Genomic DNA, 22,676 nt, shown 5'->3' on the forward strand with positions numbered 1-22,676 from the left:
GACATATAAAACTACTAGGGTGAAAAGATATGAAACTAGGAATAGAAAATATCCCTCATCACTGGATTGAAGAAATTGTGAATCTGGCGGGTGAGCGCATTGTCGTTGTAGACCGGGAAGGGATTATTCTTTATATCAACGCAGCTTATTGTGAATTTTTAGGGACCACCGTCGAAAATGCAATCAGAAGACCTGTTCAGGATGTAATTGAAAACTCGAGAATGCATATCGTCGCCAAAACCGGACAAGAAGAGCTGGCCGCCCTTCAGCCCATTAACGGCAGTGAGATGATTGCCAACCGATTTCCGCTTATCATTAATGGTGAATTAGTAGGAGCAGTGGGAACGGTAATGTTCCGAAATCCTGAGGATTGGTTATTATACAAAAATAAAATTCAACATCTCGTTAAAGAATTGAATTATTATAAAACAAAAGCTGAAAGAAATAGTAAAAGCAAATATTATTTTAGTCACCTAATTGGGGATAGCCCTTCTTTCACGGCAGTCAAGAAATTGGCGGAAAGAGTTTCTAGCAGTCAGTCAGCGGTTTTATTACTTGGAGAATCAGGTACTGGGAAAGAATTGTTTGCTTCAGCTATTCATAATAACAGCACGCGCGCATCTTTTCCTTTTGTTCCAATAAATTGTGCGTCTATTCCGGAGCATTTACTGGAATCTGAATTGTTCGGATATGATGAAGGCGCTTTTACAGGGGCAAAGAAAGGCGGTAAGAAAGGCCACTTCCAGTTGGCCAATCGTGGAACGATTTTTCTTGATGAAATCGGCGATATGCCGCTCGCGATGCAAAGTAAACTTTTGAGAGTCCTGCAGGAGCGTGAAATCCTGCCAGTCGGCGGTCAAAAACCAATTGCGGTTGATGTCCGCATCATTGCAGCAACACACCGGAATTTAGAGAAAATGGTAGAAGAGGGGACATTCCGTCAGGATTTATATTATCGATTAAATGTTATAAAAATAGATATCCCCCCGCTAAGAAATCGTGATGGGGATGTTGAATTAATTGCCATCAATCTTTTGGAAAAATTAGGCAGGAAATTTTATCGCAAGGGTATAAAATTATCTCCTGAAGTTGTAGAGAGGCTTAATCAGCATAAGTGGCAAGGAAATATTCGAGAGCTGGAGAATGTTCTAGAAAGGTGTATCAATGTATTGGATGGAAATATAATCGAATTGGTGCATTTACCATTATATTTACGAGATGATGAAATCATAAATATTCCTAAAAAACAAAACGAGCGTGAAACAGTCCATGATGCAGCCTTCCCTGTTCAGCCATTAAAAGCGACACTTGCGGAAGTGGAAAAACAAGCCATCCATAATGCTTTAACGGCTGCCAATGGAAATAAGCAGAAAGCGGCCAAGCTTCTCGAAATTGGAAAAACAAGTTTTTATGAGAAATGCAAAATTTATGATATACATTAAATTAAAAGGCAGATTTCCATTGGGATTCTGCCCTTTTTCGCGATGGGTAATATAAAGGAAATTTTGGAGTGACCGAAAGCTGGTAGAAAGAGAGAGTTGGGTAAATGCAGAGGTGCTGGAGTGACCGAAAGCTGGTAGAAAAAGAGATTTGGGTAAATGCAGAGGTGCTGGAGTGACCGAGAACTGGTAGAAAAAGAGAGTTGGGTAAATGCAGAGGTGCTGGAGTGACTGAAAGCTGGTAGAAAGAGAGAGTTGGGTAAATGCAGAGGTGCTGGAGTGACCGAAAGCTGGTAGAAAGAGAAAGTTGGGTAAATGCAGAGGTGCTGGAGTGACCGAAAGCCGGTAGAAAAAGAGATTTGGGGAAATGCAGTATACACTGCTGTTTACCGCTATTTTAGTAAAAGTATAGTAAAAAATGGATGCAATTTTCAGAATCATTTAAAATGAAGGAATAGGAACAACGACAGACGAAGGATGGGCTATGAATAACAGAAAGGTTACCTAAGTGAGTGATAATGGAGTGAAATAGATGAAAATGACAGATACATTATTTGGTCATACGAACGATGAGCCAGTGATGGAGTATACCCTTGTTAACGATTCAGGAATGAGTGTTTCTTGTTTGAATTACGGTTGTACAATCACGAAAATATTAGTTCCTGATCGCTGTGGAAACATTGAAAATGTCGTGCTTGGATTTGATCAATTCTTTGATTATCTAGATTTGTCCCCGTATTTTGGATGTGTTGTCGGACGGGCAGCTGGCAGGATTCGTAATGCAGAGTTTACGTTAGATGGAGAATCCCTCCAACTGACAGCTAATGAAGAGCCCAATCATCTACATGGCGGGAAGAAGGGCTTTCATTCCGTCATATGGAAGTCGGAACCGATTGAGACGGAGAGTGCTGTTGGTTTAAAATTTTTCTATCGCAGCAAGGATGGCGAAGAAGGCTATCCAGGAAATTTAGACACGACGATTATTTACCTATTAAATAATCAGAATGAGCTCAGCATTACCTATGAAGCCCGTACAGATCAAAAAACAATCGTCAATTTAACCAATCATTCTTATTTTAATTTAAGCGGTAATCTAAAAAGAGATTGTTCCGAGCATGTCCTTCAATTGGACGGTGATCGTTTTTTAGAGCTGGACTCAGATTTAATTCCTACTGGAAGATTGCTAGAGGCTGCGAATACCCCTTTTGATTTTAAGCATGGACGTTTGTTAAAATCAGGAATGAAATCCTCTCATCCACAAAATGTACTCGCTGGCAATGGTTACGACCATCATCTGGTTTTTTCAAAAAAAGGTGAAAATACAGTGGTGTTAACGGACAAAGAAAGTGGAAGGACGCTGCTAATGACAACAGACCAGCCATGTGTGGTCCTTTATACAGCTAATCATCTTGAAGGTCTTTATTCTATATCTGGTGTCCGAGCCAGGAACTACTTAGGCGTGTGCCTTGAGACGCAAGGGCTTCCTATCGACTTTAACCAACCCCATTTTCCTGCCACCTTGTTAAACCCAGATGAAGTATACCGTTCTACAACAACCTATCGCTTTTTTTCCAAGACAATAGGTGTTTAATATGTGCCTACAATTTTTTAGAAGGTAGTGAATGTCATGTGTTTAATACTATTTGCATACAAGGTAAATCCCAAATATAAGTTAATGGTTGCAGCGAATCGCGATGAATTTTACCTGAGACCGACTACTCCTGCACACTTTTGGGAGGATGCTCCTGAGATACTGGCAGGGCGTGATCTAGAAAAAATGGGGACATGGATGGGAGTTACAAGAAGCGGTAGATTTGCGGCGTTAACGAATTATCGAGATCCGAATGAAGTTACCGAGGGAAAACGTTCCCGTGGGGAACTTGTAGCAAATGCACTTCAGTTTAAAGGAGATATAAAGGATTATATGCAGGGGTTAGCTGGAGAGAATGACTGGTATCCTGGATACAATTTGCTGGCCGGGGATGGGGATGAGCTGTTTTATTATTCAAACGTTGGACGTGAATTAAAAAAATTAACCCCAGGGATTTATGGAGTCAGCAATCATTTATTGAATACCGATTGGCCAAAAGTGCAATCAGGCAAGGATGGACTAAGTACAATCCTAAGTAATGATAATGAAGATTTGCTAGAACCACTGTTTACACTCCTTCAAAAATCAGAGCTGGCGCCCGATGAACGGCTGCCGAAAACAGGCGTTTCGATAGAATGGGAAAGAATGCTTTCCCCGATGTTTATCAAGAGTAAGAACTATGGGACAAGGAGTTCAACACTTTTATTGCAGTCTGAAACAGAAATGGTCTATGCGGAACGTGTCTTTACAGACAATGAAATAAAGAATCAAAACTATACACTAAAACTGTGATAAAAAACGAATCAAACGTTTGATTAGACTGGGTGGTAAACTAATCAAACGTTTGTTTAAACCATATTTAATACAATTAGGTCTCGGTGGTACCAGGTGTGTCTCCGCTTGGTTGTTCAGACTTTGCTCTTTTAACGCCTTTGCTAACATAAGGTTTAGCATTTTTTGCTTTTTTAGCACCAGCCTGCCAACGATTCCATCCCTTCTTACCTGTTCCTCTTCCTACTCCACTCTTTGCTTTTGCTTTCGGCATATAATCACTCCATCATAATTGAAGATTAGGCTGCGGGTGATTTTAAGAGAAAAGTTATTGAATCTCGTTTCCGAAAAAGCCCAATGCATATTTAATGCCTTCTTCAATTTCATTTGTATCATAACCTTGTAAATCCTCATGTGTAATTTCTAAAGTTGTTCTAGATAATGAATACCCGCTGTCCAAATTGATATCAAGAAGGACCTCAAATCCATTCACTGTGTTTTTAATTTCAATAATATCATAATCAAGAATAGGTGCACCAGTTTGATATTCCAATGGTTCTAATTCTGACATCATCACACCTCCAACTTTTGCATATAAGATTCGAACATAGGTTATGACTAAACCGAAAATTATAAACAATTTTTTTACCATTGTTTTATCCAAAAAAAATTCTTGACAGGCTAGTTGTAATTATCGATTAAAAATTCTTTGCAGTTCAGCATGATATTCTGTATATTAATATAGTTAATATTGTAACAATTTATTGAATTAAGGCTTTTTTGTTTAAATAAATTATTATTTAAATTAGGAAATTGAGGTTTTCCTTTTTATATAATCACCGGAGGGTTTTCATGGAACGGAAATTACCATTTAAAGAAGTAATCGCATTAGGCTTTTTTATGTTCGCACTCTTTTTAGGAGCAGGAAATATCATTTTCCCGCCATTACTGGGACAGCAAGCTGGTGACTCCCTTTTGTCAGCGATTATTGGATTCTTAGTAACTGGTGTAGGACTGCCTGTATTGGCTGTGTTCACGATAGCAAGATCGGGCGGGGACTTGGATGACTTATCCAACAGAGTACATCCCGCATTCGCGAAGGTTTTTCCAGTTATTATTTATTTAACGATTGGGCCGTTTTTCGGAATACCTCGAACCGGAACAGTCACCTATGAGATTGGGGTAGCTCCATTCTTACCAAATGACAGCAGTTTCGGCTTATTTATATCCACACTCATATTCTTTTTGATAACCTTTTGGATTGCGCTTAATCCAGCAAAGCTAGTGGATCGTGTAGGGAAAGTTCTTACTCCGCTTCTTTTACTATTAATTATTATTATTTCAATCAGAGGATTTGCTTCACCGATTGGACCGATTGGTGAGGCAGCAGGGAAATACAAAGAGGGAGCGTTTTTTGGAGGGTTTGTTGAAGGGTACCTGACTATGGACGCCATCGCTGCTCTTGTATTTGGAGTAGTTGTCATTAACCGAGTAAAAGAAATGGGGTTTAAAACAGCACCGTTTATTCGCTCTTATACCATTAAAGCAGGAATCATTGCTGGGTTGGGACTATCTTTTGTCTATATCTCATTATCTTATATTGGGGCAACCAGTACAGACGCAATTGGAATTCAGGACAACGGCGGAGCCATTCTCTCATCGGTAACGTCGCTGCTATTTGGTTCTTTTGGGTCCGTTTTACTGGCAGGAGTTATTACTGGGGCCTGTTTAACAACCTCCATTGGTTTGGTGGCTGCTTGCAGTGAATATTTAAGTCATCGGTTTAAAAAACTTTCCTATCCTGTTGCCGTTACGATTCTCTGTTTCTTTAGTTTTACGATGGCAAATCTAGGTTTAAGTCAATTAATTTCCGTTTCTATTCCGCTGCTCATCATGATTTATCCGATTGCGATTGTCCTAATCCTATTATCTTTATTACACTCCTATCTGCCAATGACGAGAGCAATCTATGTGGGCGCCATTGTTGGTGCAGGACTGGTTAGTGTGTATGATGGCTTAACCGCAGCTGGCTTTGAGATTTCTGCTATTTCTTCTGCTTTAGCTTTTATTCCGCTTTACTCGAATGGACTAGGATGGCTGCTGCCAAGTATCGTTGGGGGATTACTGGGGCTGCTTTTTCAATATGTTAAAACCCTAAATGGTATGTCGTCAACGTTCCGTTAAGGTAAAATAAAATAAAACAACAAGGGCAGTGGTTTTCACTGCTTTTTGTTTTATTTTAAAAGGATGATGAAAGTGGATGAACTGTTAAGTAAATGCCGGCTTATTAAGAATGCTTTTAATATAGATGTTCAAGTAGTAGATAAACAATTTCAAACGATTTATCACCTATCAAATGATAGTGAACCTCTTATTTTAGTAGAAGCTAGAAAAGCAATCTATTCCGATCTTCAAAAAGCATTAGGAGAGGCAAATAAAAATAGCTTTTGTTTTCATACAGACTCTTTCCAACTATCGTATCTGGCAGTTGCCTTGCATGAGAATGACCAATTTCAAGGAATGGTTTTGGTTGGACCTTTCCTGAATGAGCGGGTCACGGACTTATTCTTATGGAATATTTTGAAGCACAATCGATTAGATCATAATTGGTTTAATCCTTTGGAGAAGTTTTATAAATCATTAGCCTATTTGGGGCAATCGTACTTAGCCATTAGTGAATTGTTAGTAAATATCGTTGTGAACCCGCGTGTTGACTCTAAATTGATGACGGTGAAAGGTGAAAACGCACCATCTCAGCCGGTTGTACAGCCGCAGGACTATTCTCAAAGCGGTATGGATGTGAAATTAAGATATGAAGCAGAAAGAATTTTTTTGCATTTTATTGAAATAGGAGATAAGGAAAATGCCTTCAAAGCATTCCTTGAATTTGCCGGTGACTTTTCATATCGAGTTCCAGGCAATCCTTTACGCGCAAAAAAGAACCTTTCTTTTTCAAGTAACACAATGTCCAGGCTGGCAGCGGGTAGGGGAGGGGTGGAACCACAATATTTACATGCAATTTCGGAAAAATTTGCCCTTAGGATCGAAGCTGCAGTGGCAATGTCGGAATTAGACGCGATTGAATTCAATATGATCGAAGAGTATTGCGAAGCGGTTCAGAATTTTACCGTTAAAGGCCATAGTCCCGTTGTCAGGGAAGCATTAATGGAAATAAACCTTTATTTTAAGGAACCCATAACAGTGCAATCGATAGCAGATAAAATTGGATTTAGCCGGAACTATCTCGCTCGGAAATTTAAAGAAGAAATGCAGATAAGTGTAATTGATTATATCCATAAAAAACGAATCGAGGAGGCTGTTTTTCTTCTTGAACAAGGGCGGTTATCCATAACGGATATAGGAATACAAGTGGGGTTCAGCAGCTATAATTATTTTTGTAAAATATTTAAAGATGTAAAAGGAATAACAGCTACAGAGTATAAGGGAATCAAACAATAAAAGAGGCACATGGGCATTGTCATGGCCTCCTTGTTATTTTTAAGAGGTGATTAGACAAGGAAAGCATGAAACTGCTTTATGATGTCCGAAGATGGCAGGACTTCGGACAAGGTCAGTGTGAATTTGCTGATGAATGTCCGAAGATGGCGGGACTTCGGACAAGGTCAGCGCGAATTTGCTAGAGGATGTCCGAAGATGACAGGACTTCGGACAAGGTCAACGTAAAATTGCTAGAGTATGTCCGAAGATGGCAGTACTTCGGACAAGGTCAGCGCAAATTTGCTAGAGGATGTCCGAAGTTGCTGGCGCCAATGATGGAACAAGAAAACTCAATCTAAATTCTCAATAAATTTGTATAAAAGACAATGAATTTGTACCTATTTTTTTAAAAAATTATTGGGAGAAGTGTGCAATTTTATATAAAAGTTTTCATTATTGGGTGTGGAACCGGATTCAAATTGTTAATATGAATCTGTAATAAACATTCAGGACAATCTATTTAAGTGGACTGATTAAGTTTAGGAGGCCTTGATTTGGAAAATAACCAACAACAACCGAATTTAGAAGTCAGAGTCAAAAAGATCATTGAAGTAGATGGATTAAAGTTTAAAGATTTAAATAATAGCGGGAAATTAGAACCTTATAAAGATTGGCGATTAAGTCCAAAAGAACGGGCAGAAAACCTTGTTTCCTTAATGAACCTTGATGAAAAAGTCGGCATGATGCTGATCAATACCCGTAAAATGGGCCTTTCCCAAGAAGATAAGAGCAAGACAAGTCATGATGGTCTTCTAGATGAAGCAATCGTTGAAAAAGGTGAAAACATTTTTGCAACTTCAAAAATCTATGGAACGACCCATACGATTGAAAATATGCATTTACGTCACTTCATTCATAGAGACAATCATAGCCCTGCCCAAATGGCAGAGTGGATCAATAAGATGAATGAATTATGTGAGGAAACACGTCTTGGGATTCCTTGTTTAATGGCATCTAATTCACGAAATGAAAATGGTGAATCCATTTTCGGTATGAACGATGCGGTGGGTATTTTCTCTACATGGCCAGGTACTTTAGGACTTGCTGCTGCAGCGAAAGGCGATATCAAAAATGGCGGCGACGCCTCATTAATTAGTCAATTTGCAAAAATTGCACATGACGAGTGGGATGCGACTGGAATCAGAAAAGGCTATATGTACATGGCGGATACTGCTACAGATCCTAGATGGCAGCGTACATATGGTACATTTGGGGAAGATCCAGAGTTTATTTCAGATGCAATTGGCCGTATCATTGACGAATTCCAGGGAAAAGAGTTAGGAAAGAATAGCATTGCTATGACAACTAAGCATTTTCCTGGCGGCGGTGCAAGGGAAAATGGATTCGATCCACACTATGAAGAAGGAAAATGGAACCTATATCCAACCCCTGGAAGCTTAGAAAAATATCACTTACCGCCATTTAGAGCAGCGGTTGAACACGGAACTTCTTCAATTATGCCATATTATTCAATCCCACGTATTAATAAGAGCACGGTGCAAGAATTCGAGGGTGAGGATATTCCATTTGAAGAAGTTGGATTTACGTTTAATCATTATTTCTTACAAACTATCCTTAGAGATAAACTAGGATTCAAAGGCTATGTAAATAGTGACAGTGGAATTGTTAATAAAATGGCATGGGGCCAAGAAACGAAAACTGAGGCGGAACGTTTCGCAAAAGCAGTTAATGCTGGTACAGACCTTGTTGCCGATACAAATGATATTGAAAATCTTAAAAAAGCAATCGAAAATGGCTGGATCAGTGAAAAGCGTATTAACGAAGCCAATGTACGTTTACTAGAGGAAATGTTTACATTAGGATTATTCGATGATCGTACGTATGTTTCACCAGAACAAGCTACCCAAGTAGTTAGCACGCCGGCTCACTGGGAAGCTGCTTATCAAGCACATCTAAAATCAGTAACTGTTCTTAAGAATTCAAATCAAACATTACCTTTAACAGCAGAAAAGCTAAACAATAAGAAGGTTTATGTTGAAGTTTTCCATAAGGATCCAAAACTTGCTGATACTTACACGGAACAAGCAAGGAAAGAATGGAAGGAAATTGGAATAGCTGCGTTGACTGAAAATCATGAGGAAGCGGATGTTGCGGTATTGATGTTACAGCCAAAATCCGGAAACTATTTCCAGGCAACACCTGGACTGTTAGAACTTGAAATGGTTGAGGATAAAACACTAAAAGCTTTAGATGGTTCTGAGTATCAAGAAACAACGTTGAGCCGTTTGGATCATTTAAAGGAAGTTTGTGATCATATCCATAATCGTGACGGGAAAGTCATTATGAGTGTGAATATCACATTGCCATGGATTCTTGGAAATGTGGAACCATTAGCTGACGCGTTAGTAGCTGGATACGATACTTTCTTTAAGCCGCAATTTGAAGTCATTGCAGGCCAGTTCAAACCATCAGGTGTCCTGCCGATGACATTGCCAGCAAGTGAAGCAGTCATTACGGTTGATGAAAATGGAGACTGTTTCTCAAGAAACGATGTCCCAGGCTATGACAAAGACAAGTATATGCCTGAAGGAACTTCCTATGCATATAAAGATAGCGATGGAAATGTCTATACACTTAACTATGGACTAACTTATTAATCGTACGAAAAAGCGTTAAACCCTTGATTTTGGGTTTAACGCTTTTTTTGCTATGAGATGAGTTGATTTTCATGAAGATTTTTATGAAGGACAAAACTCATTAATAGATCTCGTGATTTGTCCTTCATCGACCTTATGAAGGACAAAACTCATCGGAAGCTCTCGTGATTTGTCCTTCATCGACCTTATGAAGGACAAAACTCATCGGAAGCTCTCGTGATTTGTCCTTCATCCACCTCATGAAGGACAAAACTCATCGGAAGCTCTTGTGATTTGTCCTTCATCGACCTTATGAAGGACAAAACTCATCGGAAGCTCTTGTGATTTGTCCTTCATCCACTTTCCAATAAAGCAGTATGAAAGTTTTTTAAGACGATGTAATCTGTCCGCCGTTAACATGAATGGTTTGCCCGGTCATGAATCGGGAATCATCCGACGCAAGATAAACATAGGCTGGGGCAAGTTCAAAAGGCTGACCCTGACGCTGCATGGGATTCCCTGCTAGAGGAATTTGGTCTGCAGAGAAGCTGGAGGGAATGAGCGGGGTCCATACTCGACCAGGAGCAACGGCGTTAACACGAATGCCTTTATCGACTAAATTGTTCGCCAGTGCACGTGTGAAACCAATGTTTGCCGCCTTTGTTGCTGAATAATCGATCAATTGTTCATTTCCGTAAAAAGCAACCACCGAAGCGGTATTGATAATAGAGCTGCCAGCTTTTAAGTGTTTTAGAGCTGCCCGGGTGGTGTAAAAATGGGAATAAATATTGACTTTAAAAGTAGTATCAAACTGTTCATCGGTAATATCTAGGAGGCTTAGCTGCTGAAACTGGATTCCAACATGGTTGCATAGAATATCTAGCTTTCCAAAGGCTTGAACCGTTTTTTCTACGATATCAATACATTGCTGTTTTTCTCGTAAGTCGCCAGGCAATAACAAGCACCGCTGCCCAAGCTCTTCAATCCGAGTCTTTGTTCGATTTGCATCTTCATGCTCATCCAGATAAGAGATAGCAACGTCGGCACCTTCTTTTGCGAAAGCAATCGCTGCAGCTGCTCCTATTCCGCTGTCACCACCAGTGATGAGTGCAGTCTTTCCTGCCAGTTTTCCGCTTCCTTTGTAGTTCGGATTTTCAATGATAGGTCTTGGAACCATCAACTTTTCTACTCCAGGCTGGCGGTGCTGGCGCTGTTCCGGAACCGTAAGAGGTATATCTTCATAGCGTGTTATTTTTCCGTAATGGGGATACATAGGATAATTTTGATCATCTTGTGACACATGTAACCCTCCTTGAAAAACCATTTTGGGTTTAAGATATGATACATGGGCGAATACCGTGCATGGTCTTTCACATTGCTTTAGTGGAATGAATAGTGTGAAGGGTAACCCTTAAGGAGGTAATGTGCTTGTACTATTATAGGTTAAATCGGGAAGTAAAGCTGTTGTTAATTAATCATTCAAAAGACAAGGAAGAGATTCTCTATAACTCCAATCCAACAACTTGGAAAATGCCAAAAATAGGTCCGAGACCGCCGTATTATACAAATCCAAGATATGAACCTTATTACCCTGTAATCTAAAAAATACTATGCTCAGCCTAACGGGATCCGCTGCCTATCGCAACCATTAGAGATGTAATTTAAAAGAGTGCCGAATTGTATATGAATTTGACACTCAATTAGGGCTTAACCTATTGATTAGTCACATAAACGGATGCATATGATAGTGCAGCAGAAGCACCATATTCCCTTATCCTACATTACACATACACCTTAAATAGGTATTCTCAAATACAAAAAAGCCCTCACAAGGGCTTTTTTGTATTTTTAGAAAAGTGTAATTGTTTTTACTTAGAAACAGATTACTGCTCCAACGATGATTAACAAGATAAACAATACAACGATTAATGCAAAACCGCCGCCGAAACCAACGCCTCCGTAGCCGTAGCCACCACAACCACCATATCCGCCGTATCCAAACATTTGTTAGCCCTCCTTTATATACTTATTCCCTATAAAATATGCTGAGAAATTAAGGTGGGAAGGGCTATTTCACTAACTTTTATGAGATCAACTATGGAATATGATTAAAGCAGATGAAAATAAGCCGAACGCTGCTGAAAATCTTTATGCACCTTTGACGCAAATAGCGATCAATCGTAACCATAGTGAGTTCAAGTTTTTCGTAAAATGATCCGGGACCAAACTAATTGAATGATTCCAGCAACCAATACACCGACTAGTGTGTCTCTCAACCTGTCTGTGGCATAATGCTTTGTTTGGTGTTCAAAAGCAAAAACAAATAGTATTGTAATTGAAACCTGATGAAGGACTTTTTTTTCCAATTTAAGATAAATGGAGATGTAACAACCTAAAAGAATTAAAATCCCCAAATTCCAACCGTTAATGTTTAAGTGTCCAGCAATCAAAACTGTAACCAATATTCCGATAATCGTTCCAATCATACGTTTTATCGAAAGGCTAACAGTTTTATCCATTGTAGATTGAATAGTTAGGATCACAGAAAGCGGAGATAAATAAGGATGGTCGGAACCTAAAAGTTCGGATAATTCCCAAGATAAAATAGAGCCTATAGATAATTTCCAAGCTAGGATAGATAAATTTTCATTAAAAAATTTGTTTCTCTGTAATTCCATAGGAACCTCGACTATTTTTATTCTTTTCGTGCATTGTGTAAACTCATCTTAGTCGGTGGGAGCAGAAACTTGGACCTACTTGTTCGTCTTGCGTTAGTTCCCATAATTAAGCTTAACCTAACTTATAAGTTTATATGTAAGGAATTAGCATCACCTTTTAATGATATTGTGAGGTAATTCACAAGCTAACGAACAGTTTTGTTGAAATATACTTATACATTGCACTTTTCAGAAAGCTAGGATAAAAACTATATATTCTGAATTCCATGTTTGTCCATTTCTTATTATGCTTGTTCAACATATTGTATATTAAATTCAAAATGTTCTTTTAACTGGAGGATCTTATGTCTAATCAAATTAAAATTTTCAACCTGCACGTAAACGGGATGGCACAGAATGCAAACATTAATATAGGAAGTACAGTCCAAAATAGCCATACTTCAAACATAAAATTATATGGTGCTAATTTTTCAATGGGAGACTTTTCACCAACAAATTCCCTGATTATTACGGTGACCCAAGATCCCGATATAAGTGATCAAGGTCAAATCGAAAATCCATCTTCAGCAAACAATAGCCAATGATGGTTCATCTATTTCATTCTAGGAACCTGTCTAAGGATTCATGAACTATTCTCTGAACATTTTATGATTAAATATCACGAAAGTGAAAAGAATGGTCATATATATTAGAGCTGCGAAGGCAGCCTTTTTTATTGTAAAAAAATGTGAAGGAATGTACTTACTTCAAGGATAACAATGCCCATTCCTGACGGATCCATGTTCAAAGTTCTGCCTGCTAAGATAAGTTTTCTTCCTTACAGCAATCCTTACAGCACCTCGAAATGACGCTGGACAATGTTTTCTTCTCTTCCTGACCATTTGACCTCATCTAATAATTCAGGAAATTGCAACTTTTCCATGCATCAATCCTCCTATAATATTGGTTTGCAAATACGGTAATGACCTTTACCAGGCAAATAGCCTAAACCTCTATTAAGCTTCTGCATAGCCTCATTGCCTGCTTCTGTCTCCGTCATCATCGTATGAGCCCCTTCATTTATTGCTGCATGAATGGAAAGAAGTTTTAGAGCTTTGGCAACTCCTTGGCCGCGATAGCCTTGTTTCACTCCTGTATAATCCGTGTGCATTACCCCAGTCTCTTCCGTTCTAAAAAGGGTGGACACACCTACGAAATCATCTTCATCAAGAGCGATAAATACCCATTTTTCCTGCGAACAGTCTTCAGGAAGTGCCTCCTTACGCCATTGAGGAAATGCAGGAAGGTTTCCGGATTGTCCTGGGTTGTCTTTTGATGTCTCTACATATAAATCATATAATTTCTTTTCTGACACCTCACCAGCTATATCAGCTAAGGTAACAAAGTAATAACCAGTATCTTTTAATCTATGTATGGGATCTGCTAATTTCGTCAAATCTAGTTGTTTCAAGTTTAACCTTAATTCAAAAATATGTGCCTCCAGTACAAAACCATGTTTCTCTGCAAAAGGTAGAGAGCCAGGGACCCAATCCTTTACTTCTGAAAATATAACGGATGCGTTCTGACTTGCTGCCCAATTTTCGAGATAAGAAAGAATAAGTTCTCCAACACCTTGTCTTTGGTAAGAGGGATGAACGCAAAAAGTACTTGCCAGCTCTCCAGGGTCACTCCAAGGAGCCCGCCATGAGGTACCATAGCCAATTACCTGACCTTCTGTGTTTTCTGCTAAAACTCTTAACCTCCCAAAACCAGTTAGAAGACCATTATCATTTAATGTGAGTGTAGATGTTTGAGGAATATGGCGATCTTCATCCTCAAGAGCCTCAACGGTTGCAGAACCGGGTTCAATAGAGTTAAACAATGTGGCTATATGCTGGTAATCTTCCGGTAACTGAAGATTTCGAAGCCTTATTTTTGTAGATAGATTACTCTCAAACGCCATTAAGCTCTTCCTCCCAATATAAGATTAGAAATTAATTATTCTATCTTTCCTATAAAAATCCTGCTTTTTACAAAAGATGGATACATAAAATAAGCCTATTGTAAAATAATGGTCAAAAGTGTAAAATTACACTATACACCTAAAAAAGTTTTTAGGAGGGACATTCTATGGGGAAAAATATGCTTCAACTGTTTTTGTATTTTGGTGTAGTTCCACTTGCTATTTCATTCATCACACTGATTATTACAACAAATAATTTTTTAATTTCAACCATCCTGCCGCTTATCATTGGCGGGTGTATTGCTGGCGGGATTGCCAGCAGGACACTGCCCAAATCGGATGATAAAAGAGGGCTTAGTCTGCTGTTTTTACTTCCGCTGGCGTATACGGCTGTAATTTGGGCAATTTTTATGCTAATCAGCGGCGGGTTTTACGGGGACGATGTCTGGCTTTTCTACGGAATTCTACATATTGCAATTGCGCCAATCTTTTTTATGACGATGCTAATGGGCGAGGGTAGATTGTTTCTATGGGCGCCACTAACATATGAATTAGCATTTGTGGTTGCTATTTTCATTGCACTTCTCATAAAAAGTATTCGCACCTCTGTTAACAAGAAGCAGGTATTGACACTGATAACTGTTTTTGCCCTGGCAATGGGTACAGGTTCAGCTGTTCAGTGGCACCGGAGTAAGACGGTCCTGCCATCCTATGGCTTTGAATATGGGGGCGGCTACTCTTCAACTGATTTATTCCCTTATTATGTTACAAATCCAAATCATATCCTGCCAAAGCTTGAAACAGCGCAAACCTTTACCATTAAGAATCCAAGTGAAATGCCGATATTGGACGGGGCAGAAGCAGCCTACCCAGTCTATTCTGCCTTTGCCAATGCAGTCTACGAAGATATTGGAAAGCTGGATCGGGCAGAGGAAATTGTCAGCTTTACCAATACGATATATTCTTATGAACGCCTCTTATCAGGTGAGGTGGATATTTACTTCGGTGCAGAACCCTCGAAAGAGCAGCAGGAAATGGCCAAACAACAGGGTAAGGAATTAGTCATGACGCCCATTGGCAAGGAAGCATTTGTCTTCTTTGTTAATCCCGATAATAAAGTAGATGGTTTAAAAGTTTCAGAGATTAAAGGCATCTATTCTGGAAAAATAAAAAATTGGTCGGAGCTTGGTGGAAAGAATGAAAGAATCGTAGCCTTTCAGCGGCCGAAAAATTCAGGAAGCCAAACGCTTCTTGAAAAAATAATGGGGAATACGCCAATAATGGAGCCTTTAAAGGAAGATGTTCCTGAAGGGATGGGCGGGATTATCGAGCAAGTAGCCGATTATCGAAATTATGATCATTCCATTGGATTTTCCTTCCGATTTTTTGCAACAGGAATGAGGAACAACCCGGATATTAAACTTCTTGCTATTGATGGAATTGAACCATCTCCAGAGAATATCGCGAGTAGAAAATATCCTTTCACTGCAAACCTTTATGCGATTACGTTAAAGGATAACCCTAAACCGCAGATAGAACCTTTCTTGGAATGGATGAAGAGCCCTCAAGGTCAGGACATTGTCGGAAAAATTGGATACATAAAAAATTGATATTCTCACAATTTGGCCTATGTTAGACTAGTGATATAAGTAAAGCAAAAGGAAATACCCTTTTGTTAAGGAGGAAAAGTGGTTGAAAAAAGTAAGATGGGGAATTTTAAGCACGGCAAATATCGCACAAAAAACGTTAATTCCTGCATTTGATCGTGCCGAAAATGCAGTGGTGGCAGCGATTGCCTCCAGCAGTGGAAAAGCAGAGGATGTTGCCAAACAATTGAATATAGCAAAGTCATATACGAGTTATGAAGAATTGCTGCAGGATCCGGAGATCGATGCAGTCTATATCCCGCTGCCAAACCATTTACATAAAAAGTGGACTATTGAGGCAGCAAAACACGGCAAGCATATTCTATGTGAAAAGCCTGCGTCCCTAACAGCAGAAGAAACCAATGAAATGGTTGAATACTGCAGAGAGAAAAATGTTAAATTTATGGAAGCGTTTATGTATCAATTTCACCCTCAGCATGAAAGGGTACGAGAGATTATCCGTTCTGGCGAAATTGGTGAGGTTAAATACATGCGGGCAAGCTTTTCATACTTCCTATCCCAAAAAGAAGGCAGCATTAAAATGAATCCAAATAAAGGCGGAGGAAGTATCTATGATGTAGGATGTTATGGCATCCATGCCATTAGAAATATACTATGTGCAGAGCCGGTAGAAGTCCAAGCTCACGCTGTGATTGATTCAGACTATCAAGTTGATACCTCCGCATTTGGTTATATGAAAATGGATAATGGCGTTCATGCCCATTTTGATTGCGGCTTTGATAGGGTTTTTAGAGCGGAATATGAATTAATTGGAACAGAGGGTCAGATTAAGGTTCCAAGAGCATTTCGTCCAGATAACAATGGGGGAGAAGGTCTCGTCATTGTCCAAAAAGCCGGTGTAACAAGAGAAGAAAAAATCAGCTGTGATATTTATAAAACGGAGGTTGAGCATATTTCACAAGCCATTTTAGAAAATGGCGAACCTTCTTATACAGGTGAGAATGCGATTCAAAATATGCGTGTCATTGAAGCATGCTATCAATCCATTAAATCAGGAACGACGATACATCTAAATTAGAATCATGTAGTTAAATAAAACAGTGTAAATCCTAAAAGCTTGAGAGGGAGGTACACTGTTTTTTCTTGTGTAAATAATTTTTCGAATTATTTGATTTTCTGGGTTTTTGAGATAATACTCCAGCAATCATAACTATATACTATAGGATATTGTTGCTGGAGGGGTTCACATGAAAGACTTCACAATTGAATATTTCACCATGACGGAACAGGATGCGGTGGATTACGCAAGAACAAGTATTGATTTTTTCCAAACAGATGCTGAATTATCCTGCAAAGAAATTGGTGACGGCAACTTAAACTATGTGTTCAAGGTTGTAGACGGGAAAAACAACAAGTCGGTTATTATTAAACAGGCAGGACCAGTTGCTCGGATCTCCGATGATTTTAAACTTTCGACCGACCGCAATCGAATTGAAAGTGAAATACTAGGCGTACAAAATAAACTAGCTCCAGGGTTCGTACCTAAGGTATATCACTACGATTCGATTATGAACTGCTGTGTGATGGAAGATTTATCAGATCACGAGATAATGAGAACCGCTCTATTAAAACATAAGAAATTTCCGCTCTTTGCTGACCATATTACCTCATTCCTCGTAAATACCTTATTATGTACGTCTGACGTAGTACTAGAACATAAGGAAAAGAAAGCACTTGTTAAGCAATTCATTAACCCAGAGCTATGTGAAATAACAGAAGATTTGGTCTATACAGAACCGTTTTATGATTGTCCTCGTAATGAAGTGTTTGAAGGCTCGAAGGAATTCGTAAAAGACCATATTTGGAATGATAAGAAATTAGTTCTTGAAAGTGCAAAATTAAAATTTGAGTTTATGACAAATGCTCAGTCATTACTGCATGGTGACCTCCATACAGGGTCGATTTTTATCAAAAAAGATTCTACGAAGGTGATTGACCCTGAATTCGCTTTTTATGGGCCGGCTGGTTATGATATTGGAAATATCATGGCCAATCTCATTTTTGCCTATGCCAATGGAAAATTTACGATTGATGATGAGAAAACACGTAATGACTATTTAAATTACCTTGTAACTACTATTAGAGATGTTATTAATCTATTTACAGATAAATTTAATAATGCTTGGGATGATAAGGCAACTGAACGAGTGGCGAGTTATGAAGGATTTAAGGAATATTATTTAGAGGCAATTTTAAGAGATACGGCTGCTGTCACAGGTCTAGAGTTACTGCGCAGAATTATTGGACTTGCAAAAGTGAAGGATATTACCTCCATTCAAAATCCAGAATCCAGAACGCGTGCGGAAAAAATCTGTTTAACCGTAGGAAAAGAATTAATACTCAACCGTGAATCAATAAAATCTGGACCTGATTATATCAATGCCATTCATGGTGCTGAACGAACATCGGTGAAGGAGGCGTAATACATTTGCAAAATCCAGTTACTGTCATTCAATCCGTAAGACTAGATGATGAGAATGATACGTTAGTATTGTTAGATCAAACGGTTTTACCGAATGAGACCAGCTTCTTAGCGTTAAAGGAATTAGAAGATATTTGGGATGCCATTTATCAATTAAAGGTTCGCGGAGCACCCGCCATTGGGATTGCTGCAGCATATGGTGTCTATTTAGGGACAAAAAAATCAACAGCAGAAACCTATGAAGCTCTTTTTGAAGATTTTAAGAAAGTGAAAGATTATTTGGCCACTTCACGTCCAACTGCTGTAAATCTGTTTTGGGCGTTAAATCGGATGGAAGCGCGATTTAAGCAAGAAGCAGGGAAAAGTGCAGTAGAGGTGAAGGCTGCACTAAAAGAGGAAGCTGATGCGATTCGGGCTGAGGATGAAAAAATCTGTGAAAGGATTGGAGAAAATGCCTTATCCTTGCTTGAACACGGATGGGGAATTCTTACTCATTGTAATGCAGGAACGATTGCGACCGCCAAATATGGAACAGCATTAGCCCCGATTTATTTAGGGCAGGAAAGGGGCTATAACTTCAGGGTATATGCAGATGAGACTAGACCATTATTGCAAGGTGCCCGCCTAACAGCCTGGGAGCTTCAGCAGGCAGGAGTGAATGTCACATTAATTTGTGATAATATGGCTTCGATTGTCATGAAAGAAGGGAAGATTCAGGCAGTGTTGGTTGGCTGTGACAGGGTAGCAGAAAATGGCGATAGTGCCAATAAAATTGGGACATCTGGTGTAGCGATTCTAGCCAAACACTACAAAATTCCGTTTTATGTTTGTGCTCCATTGTCAACGGTTGATTTGGAGTGTAAAACAGGGGATGATATTCAGATTGAATTGCGTCCTTCTGAGGAAATAACAAGCAAATGGTATGAAAAGTCCATGGCACCTGAGGGTGTTCAAACCTATAATCCGGCCTTTGACGTTACCGACCATTCATTAATCACAGGGATCGTTACGGAAAAAGGGATTGCTTATGCACCGTATACAGAAAGTCTTCCAAGGATGTTTGAAAAATAAACCATAAAAGCTAGGTCTATCGAGAAAAGGCTCCTATATTCGGCTGCCTTCTTAATATGAACATAAGAACTGACATGTGAATTGGCACACGTCTGTTCTTATGTTCACGGGCAGGTGAGTTGAACAAAAAGGTTTAACAAAGTTAACACTTTTATGAACTATATGAAAAAAAGAGCTTCAGTTGGTCCTTTTTTTACCATAATTCTGATTTAAACTCTTTTTAAAAAAACATAGCTAACCTTGTCATATTCCATCTTATTTTCATAAAAACGATGAGCATCTACTCTTTGTAAACCTGATGATAGTGAGACAATATCATAGCCATTTTCCTTTGACCACTTTTGTACATAATTTAGAAGTGCTTCTCCATACCCTTTCGAACGACTATCTGAATCTGTAACTAAATCACAAACCCAAATGGACCTTCCATTGTATAAAGTAATCATAGGCATAAAGCCTGTTACTGCTACCATTTTTTCATTATCATACAAAGCAACCAATTTATAACCTTCCTTTTGGATTGCTTCTTGAACTAATTGAAGATAATTTACCTCATCCAAATGAGATCTCAATTGCTTCATCACAACAAATGCTGCCTTCCATTCCGTCTCATTTTTCAATTCCTTAATTAAAACCATTTTTCTTCATCTCCTTGAAGAGTTGTTTAATTATTATTAAATCACAACCTGGTATAATCGAAAGTACCAGATACGATAAATTTAATGGTACCAGTCAGACAATGGGAGTGGAATAATGATTGAAATAACCCCCGTTTTGGATAGTAGAAGTAATAGTCCACTGTATGTCCAGCTAGCCAATTACATTAAACAAGAAATTTTATCAGGAAGAATAAAACCAAATGAAAAATTACCTTCAAAGCGAAATTTATCTCGTTACCTTAATTTAAGCTTAAATACAATTCAGTCAGCCTATGAACAGTTATGTGCAGAAGGATATGTAGAAAGTAAACCCCGTAAAGGAATATTTGTTTCAACTTTTAATGAAGAAATTCCCTCTAACCAAATATTTTCTCAAAAATGTGAGCCAGAGAATGAGGAATTGAAAGTAAATATTAAATATGATTTCAATTCAGGTAAGGTAGATTTAGAACACTTTCCATATTCCATATGGCGAAAATTAACCATTCAATCTTTATACCAAGATAAGGGCGAATTATTTTATAATGGAAATCCGCAAGGGGAGTTGTTACTTCGAGAACAAATTGCAAAATATCTATTTGCATCTAGAGGTGTAAGGTGCTCTGCCAATCAAATCATCATTGGTGCAGGTACTCAGGTACTTATTGGATTATTATCTCTGTTAATTGGTAAAGACCATATCTATGCACTTGAGAATCCTGGTCTCCATAGAACGAGGACTACTTTACAAGATCTAGGAGTCCATACGATTTCAACACCTCTTGATGAAGATGGAATTAATATAAATCAATTAAAAAATAGTGCTGCCAGTGTTGTTTATGTTACACCATCTCATCAGTTCCCTTATGGAATGATAATGCCAATTTCACGAAGAATGGAATTGTTAAAATGGGCAGAAGGCAAGAACGGTTATATTATTGAAGATGACTATGACGGTGAATATCGTTTTAAAGGGAAGCCGATTCCTTCCTTACAGGGGTTAGATACAAAAGGAAATGTTGTCTATTTAGGGACATTTTCCAAGTCATTGATTCCGTCTATTCGTATAAGTTATATGGTTTTACCATCCTCGTTGATTAAAAAATATCAGGAGAGCTTTACTGTTTATAAGCAGACCGTTTCTCGCCTTCACCAGGATACTCTTTATCGCTTTATGAATGATGGACATTGGCAAAGCCATTTAAATAAAATGAGAACTCTTTATCGTAAAAAGCACAGTACCTTAATGGTATCTATTCAAAATTATTTTGGGGAAAATGCAATTGTTGTGGGTGGAAATTCGGGACTTCATATTGTTTTGGAAGTGAAAAACAGTATGAAGGAAGATGAGTTAATTAGCAAGGCATTGAATGTTGGTGTCAAGGTATATCCAATATCGATATATTATCACTGTGCAAAAGAAAGCTTAAGTCCTGGAGTCATACTAGGCTTCGGAGGTTTATCAGAAACGGAAATTGATATAGGAATTCGTTTATTAAAAGAAGTTTGGGAGCTTTAAATATTCCATACGACAATAAGGAATATGGTTATTTGTGGTAAAATGTAAGTGTTAGGAGGGGTTTTTTTGGAATTTATTATGATTTTAGTCGCTTTTTTAGTTTGTATGGCTATTGGTTCATTACTAAATATACTTTTAAAGACAACCAAAAAAATAAATTGGCTTATAACCTTCTTTGTAAGTCTATGTGTATCAATATTTGCTCAAATCTTAAACATTATGTGAAAATATCCAATTAGGATAAAAGATAAATTTCAACCAATTCAAATATTATGCCAACATTAGTATTTAGAATATTTAACTAATAAAAGCAGGCTAGATTAAGAAATAATGATTAATATATTGGTAGGTAAAGGAGAAGCGAGTAATGATAAATTATAATGGACGTAATTTTGTATCCATCGAAAATACAGAAAATGGAGAGGTTTCTTCGCAAACTTTATTTAAATATAAACAAAAGGGACATATAATCTCAGCGACATATAGTGGCGGAGAAATTATACAAGGTACTTTAATTGGAGTAGTCCAGGATGATTGTTCCCTAGAGTTCAGATACAACCACGTGAATAATAAGAATGAAATTAGAGGTGGAAAATGTGTTTCTATTCCTAAAATCTTGCCAGACGGAAGAATTAGACTTTATGAAAAATGGAGATGGCTTGATGCCGAAAATACTGAGGGAAGTTCCATTATTGAAGAAGTTGTTGGATGAAATTATTAAACTTATGAAGTAGTTCTTGTTTCACGAGCGGGTGCATTACTCAAACAAGCAAATAGAAATCAAAAAAAGAAATGGCTTAGTATAGTGAACTTAGCCATTTCTTTTATTGCAAAAACAGATAC

General features: G+C 38.3%; 21 protein-coding genes. 14 read left to right on the forward strand and 7 right to left on the reverse strand.

Annotation, left to right across the window (positions count from 1 at the left end; all coding sequences use genetic code 11):
* The first annotated feature begins 29 nt into the window (after positions 1–29).
* The 3 genes from V7108_RS03640 to V7108_RS03650 all read left to right on the forward strand — a co-directional run bounded on the left by V7108_RS03640 (position 30) and on the right by V7108_RS03650 (position 3,822).
* Positions 30–1,442 (forward strand): sigma-54 interaction domain-containing protein, encoded by a 1,413-nt coding sequence (locus tag V7108_RS03640; RefSeq protein ID WP_335567378.1) that lies wholly within the window; start codon positions 30–32, stop codon positions 1,440–1,442.
* A gap of 529 nt (positions 1,443–1,971) precedes the next feature.
* Positions 1,972–3,030 (forward strand): aldose epimerase family protein, encoded by a 1,059-nt coding sequence (locus V7108_RS03645; protein ID WP_335567379.1) that lies wholly within the window; start codon positions 1,972–1,974, stop codon positions 3,028–3,030.
* Positions 3,031–3,066: 36 nt separating this feature from the next.
* Complete coding sequence (locus tag V7108_RS03650; protein ID WP_335512704.1) at positions 3,067–3,822, forward strand: NRDE family protein; 756 nt, start codon at positions 3,067–3,069, stop codon at positions 3,820–3,822.
* Positions 3,823–3,898: 76 nt separating this feature from the next.
* Here V7108_RS03650 and V7108_RS03655 read toward each other — a convergent pair whose 3' ends face one another.
* Together V7108_RS03655 and V7108_RS03660 are read right to left on the reverse strand one after the other, a co-directional pair.
* On the reverse strand, positions 3,899–4,075 hold the full coding sequence (locus V7108_RS03655; protein ID WP_335512702.1) for a DUF3934 domain-containing protein: 177 nt from the start codon (positions 4,073–4,075) through the stop codon (positions 3,899–3,901).
* 54 nt (positions 4,076–4,129) lie between these two features.
* A complete protein-coding gene (locus V7108_RS03660) occupies positions 4,130–4,372 on the reverse strand; it encodes a hypothetical protein (protein ID WP_335512700.1) in 243 nt (80 codons plus the stop codon).
* 281 nt (positions 4,373–4,653) lie between these two features.
* On the opposite strand from V7108_RS03660, the gene brnQ reads away from it, so the two are divergent.
* The 3 genes from brnQ (at position 4,654) to V7108_RS03675 (ending at position 9,917) form a co-directional block, all read left to right on the forward strand.
* Entirely contained in the window at positions 4,654–5,985 is a 1,332-nt protein-coding gene (gene brnQ, locus V7108_RS03665) for a branched-chain amino acid transport system II carrier protein (RefSeq protein ID WP_335567380.1), read from the forward strand.
* Positions 5,986–6,057: 72 nt separating this feature from the next.
* A complete protein-coding gene (locus V7108_RS03670; protein ID WP_335567381.1) occupies positions 6,058–7,260 on the forward strand; it encodes a helix-turn-helix transcriptional regulator in 1,203 nt (400 codons plus the stop codon).
* 533 nt (positions 7,261–7,793) lie between these two features.
* A complete protein-coding gene (locus tag V7108_RS03675) occupies positions 7,794–9,917 on the forward strand; it encodes a glycoside hydrolase family 3 protein (protein ID WP_335567382.1) in 2,124 nt (707 codons plus the stop codon).
* A gap of 367 nt (positions 9,918–10,284) precedes the next feature.
* Here the strand turns inward: V7108_RS03675 and V7108_RS03680 are convergent, their stop codons facing one another.
* Entirely contained in the window at positions 10,285–11,220 is a 936-nt protein-coding gene (locus V7108_RS03680) for an SDR family oxidoreductase (protein ID WP_335512690.1), read from the reverse strand.
* Between the two features lie 98 nt (positions 11,221–11,318).
* On the opposite strand from V7108_RS03680, the gene V7108_RS03685 reads away from it, so the two are divergent.
* Positions 11,319–11,498 carry a hypothetical protein gene (locus V7108_RS03685; RefSeq protein WP_335567383.1) on the forward strand — a complete coding sequence of 60 codons (180 nt, stop codon included), beginning with the start codon at positions 11,319–11,321 and terminating at the stop codon, positions 11,496–11,498.
* 270 nt (positions 11,499–11,768) lie between these two features.
* Here the strand turns inward: V7108_RS03685 and V7108_RS03690 are convergent, their stop codons facing one another.
* Both V7108_RS03690 and V7108_RS03695 read right to left on the reverse strand, forming a co-directional pair.
* On the reverse strand, positions 11,769–11,900 hold the full coding sequence (locus tag V7108_RS03690) for a YjcZ family sporulation protein (protein ID WP_335512686.1): 132 nt from the start codon (positions 11,898–11,900) through the stop codon (positions 11,769–11,771).
* A 191-nt stretch (positions 11,901–12,091) separates the two neighbouring features.
* Entirely contained in the window at positions 12,092–12,574 is a 483-nt protein-coding gene (locus V7108_RS03695) for an FUSC family protein (protein ID WP_335512684.1), read from the reverse strand.
* A gap of 344 nt (positions 12,575–12,918) precedes the next feature.
* Here V7108_RS03695 and V7108_RS03700 point away from each other — a divergent pair, with 344 nt between their 5' ends.
* A complete protein-coding gene (locus V7108_RS03700) occupies positions 12,919–13,158 on the forward strand; it encodes a spore germination protein (RefSeq protein WP_335512682.1) in 240 nt (79 codons plus the stop codon).
* Positions 13,159–13,508: 350 nt separating this feature from the next.
* On the opposite strand, the gene V7108_RS03705 is transcribed toward V7108_RS03700, so the two are convergent.
* Positions 13,509–14,516: a GNAT family N-acetyltransferase gene (locus V7108_RS03705; RefSeq protein ID WP_335512680.1), complete on the reverse strand. Its 1,008-nt coding sequence runs from the start codon at positions 14,514–14,516 to the stop codon at positions 13,509–13,511.
* 167 nt (positions 14,517–14,683) lie between these two features.
* Here V7108_RS03705 and V7108_RS03710 point away from each other — a divergent pair, with 167 nt between their 5' ends.
* The 4 genes from V7108_RS03710 to mtnA all read left to right on the forward strand — a co-directional run bounded on the left by V7108_RS03710 (position 14,684) and on the right by mtnA (position 19,676).
* Positions 14,684–16,126, forward strand: a complete 1,443-nt coding sequence (locus V7108_RS03710; RefSeq protein ID WP_335512678.1) for a PstS family phosphate ABC transporter substrate-binding protein — start codon at positions 14,684–14,686, stop codon at positions 16,124–16,126.
* 82 nt (positions 16,127–16,208) lie between these two features.
* Positions 16,209–17,201, forward strand: a complete 993-nt coding sequence (locus V7108_RS03715) for a Gfo/Idh/MocA family protein (protein ID WP_335512675.1) — start codon at positions 16,209–16,211, stop codon at positions 17,199–17,201.
* 169 nt (positions 17,202–17,370) lie between these two features.
* Positions 17,371–18,606 carry an S-methyl-5-thioribose kinase gene (gene mtnK, locus V7108_RS03720; protein WP_335512674.1) on the forward strand — a complete coding sequence of 412 codons (1,236 nt, stop codon included), beginning with the start codon at positions 17,371–17,373 and terminating at the stop codon, positions 18,604–18,606.
* Between the two features lie 5 nt (positions 18,607–18,611).
* Positions 18,612–19,676, forward strand: a complete 1,065-nt coding sequence (gene mtnA / locus V7108_RS03725; RefSeq protein WP_335512672.1) for an S-methyl-5-thioribose-1-phosphate isomerase — start codon at positions 18,612–18,614, stop codon at positions 19,674–19,676.
* Positions 19,677–19,885: 209 nt separating this feature from the next.
* Here mtnA and V7108_RS03730 read toward each other — a convergent pair whose 3' ends face one another.
* Complete coding sequence (locus V7108_RS03730; RefSeq protein ID WP_335512670.1) at positions 19,886–20,314, reverse strand: GNAT family N-acetyltransferase; 429 nt, start codon at positions 20,312–20,314, stop codon at positions 19,886–19,888.
* A gap of 115 nt (positions 20,315–20,429) precedes the next feature.
* On the opposite strand from V7108_RS03730, the gene V7108_RS03735 reads away from it, so the two are divergent.
* Together V7108_RS03735 and V7108_RS03740 are read left to right on the forward strand one after the other, a co-directional pair.
* Positions 20,430–21,833 carry a PLP-dependent aminotransferase family protein gene (locus V7108_RS03735; RefSeq protein WP_335512669.1) on the forward strand — a complete coding sequence of 468 codons (1,404 nt, stop codon included), beginning with the start codon at positions 20,430–20,432 and terminating at the stop codon, positions 21,831–21,833.
* Positions 21,834–22,200: 367 nt separating this feature from the next.
* Positions 22,201–22,545 (forward strand): n-acetylglutamate synthase, encoded by a 345-nt coding sequence (locus tag V7108_RS03740; protein WP_335512667.1) that lies wholly within the window; start codon positions 22,201–22,203, stop codon positions 22,543–22,545.
* The last annotated feature ends 131 nt before the right edge of the window (positions 22,546–22,676 follow it).

It is taken from the genome of Neobacillus vireti (genome assembly GCF_036962345.1).
Lineage (GTDB): Bacteria > Bacillota > Bacilli > Bacillales > Cytobacillaceae > Neobacillus > Neobacillus vireti_A.

Bases quoted from the DNA above. Each gene is read 5' to 3' on its own strand.
- V7108_RS03640 (WP_335567378.1), top strand. From the start codon at position 30: ATGAAACTAGGAATAGAAAATATCCCTCATCACTGGATTGAAGAAATT.
- V7108_RS03645 (WP_335567379.1), top strand. From the start codon at position 1,972: ATGAAAATGACAGATACATTATTTGGTCATACGAACGATGAGCCAGTG.
- V7108_RS03650 (WP_335512704.1), top strand. From the start codon at position 3,067: ATGTGTTTAATACTATTTGCATACAAGGTAAATCCCAAATATAAGTTA.
- V7108_RS03655 (WP_335512702.1), bottom strand. From the start codon at position 4,075: ATGCCGAAAGCAAAAGCAAAGAGTGGAGTAGGAAGAGGAACAGGTAAG.
- V7108_RS03660 (WP_335512700.1), bottom strand. From the start codon at position 4,372: ATGTCAGAATTAGAACCATTGGAATATCAAACTGGTGCACCTATTCTT.
- brnQ (WP_335567380.1), top strand. From the start codon at position 4,654: ATGGAACGGAAATTACCATTTAAAGAAGTAATCGCATTAGGCTTTTTT.
- V7108_RS03680 (WP_335512690.1), bottom strand. From the start codon at position 11,220: ATGGTTTTTCAAGGAGGGTTACATGTGTCACAAGATGATCAAAATTAT.
- V7108_RS03685 (WP_335567383.1), top strand. From the start codon at position 11,319: ATGTGCTTGTACTATTATAGGTTAAATCGGGAAGTAAAGCTGTTGTTA.
- V7108_RS03690 (WP_335512686.1), bottom strand. From the start codon at position 11,900: ATGTTTGGATACGGCGGATATGGTGGTTGTGGTGGCTACGGCTACGGA.
- V7108_RS03695 (WP_335512684.1), bottom strand. From the start codon at position 12,574: ATGGAATTACAGAGAAACAAATTTTTTAATGAAAATTTATCTATCCTA.
- V7108_RS03700 (WP_335512682.1), top strand. From the start codon at position 12,919: ATGTCTAATCAAATTAAAATTTTCAACCTGCACGTAAACGGGATGGCA.
- V7108_RS03705 (WP_335512680.1), bottom strand. From the start codon at position 14,516: ATGGCGTTTGAGAGTAATCTATCTACAAAAATAAGGCTTCGAAATCTT.
- V7108_RS03710 (WP_335512678.1), top strand. From the start codon at position 14,684: ATGGGGAAAAATATGCTTCAACTGTTTTTGTATTTTGGTGTAGTTCCA.
- mtnK (WP_335512674.1), top strand. From the start codon at position 17,371: ATGAAAGACTTCACAATTGAATATTTCACCATGACGGAACAGGATGCG.
- V7108_RS03730 (WP_335512670.1), bottom strand. From the start codon at position 20,314: ATGGTTTTAATTAAGGAATTGAAAAATGAGACGGAATGGAAGGCAGCA.
- V7108_RS03735 (WP_335512669.1), top strand. From the start codon at position 20,430: ATGATTGAAATAACCCCCGTTTTGGATAGTAGAAGTAATAGTCCACTG.
- V7108_RS03740 (WP_335512667.1), top strand. From the start codon at position 22,201: ATGATAAATTATAATGGACGTAATTTTGTATCCATCGAAAATACAGAA.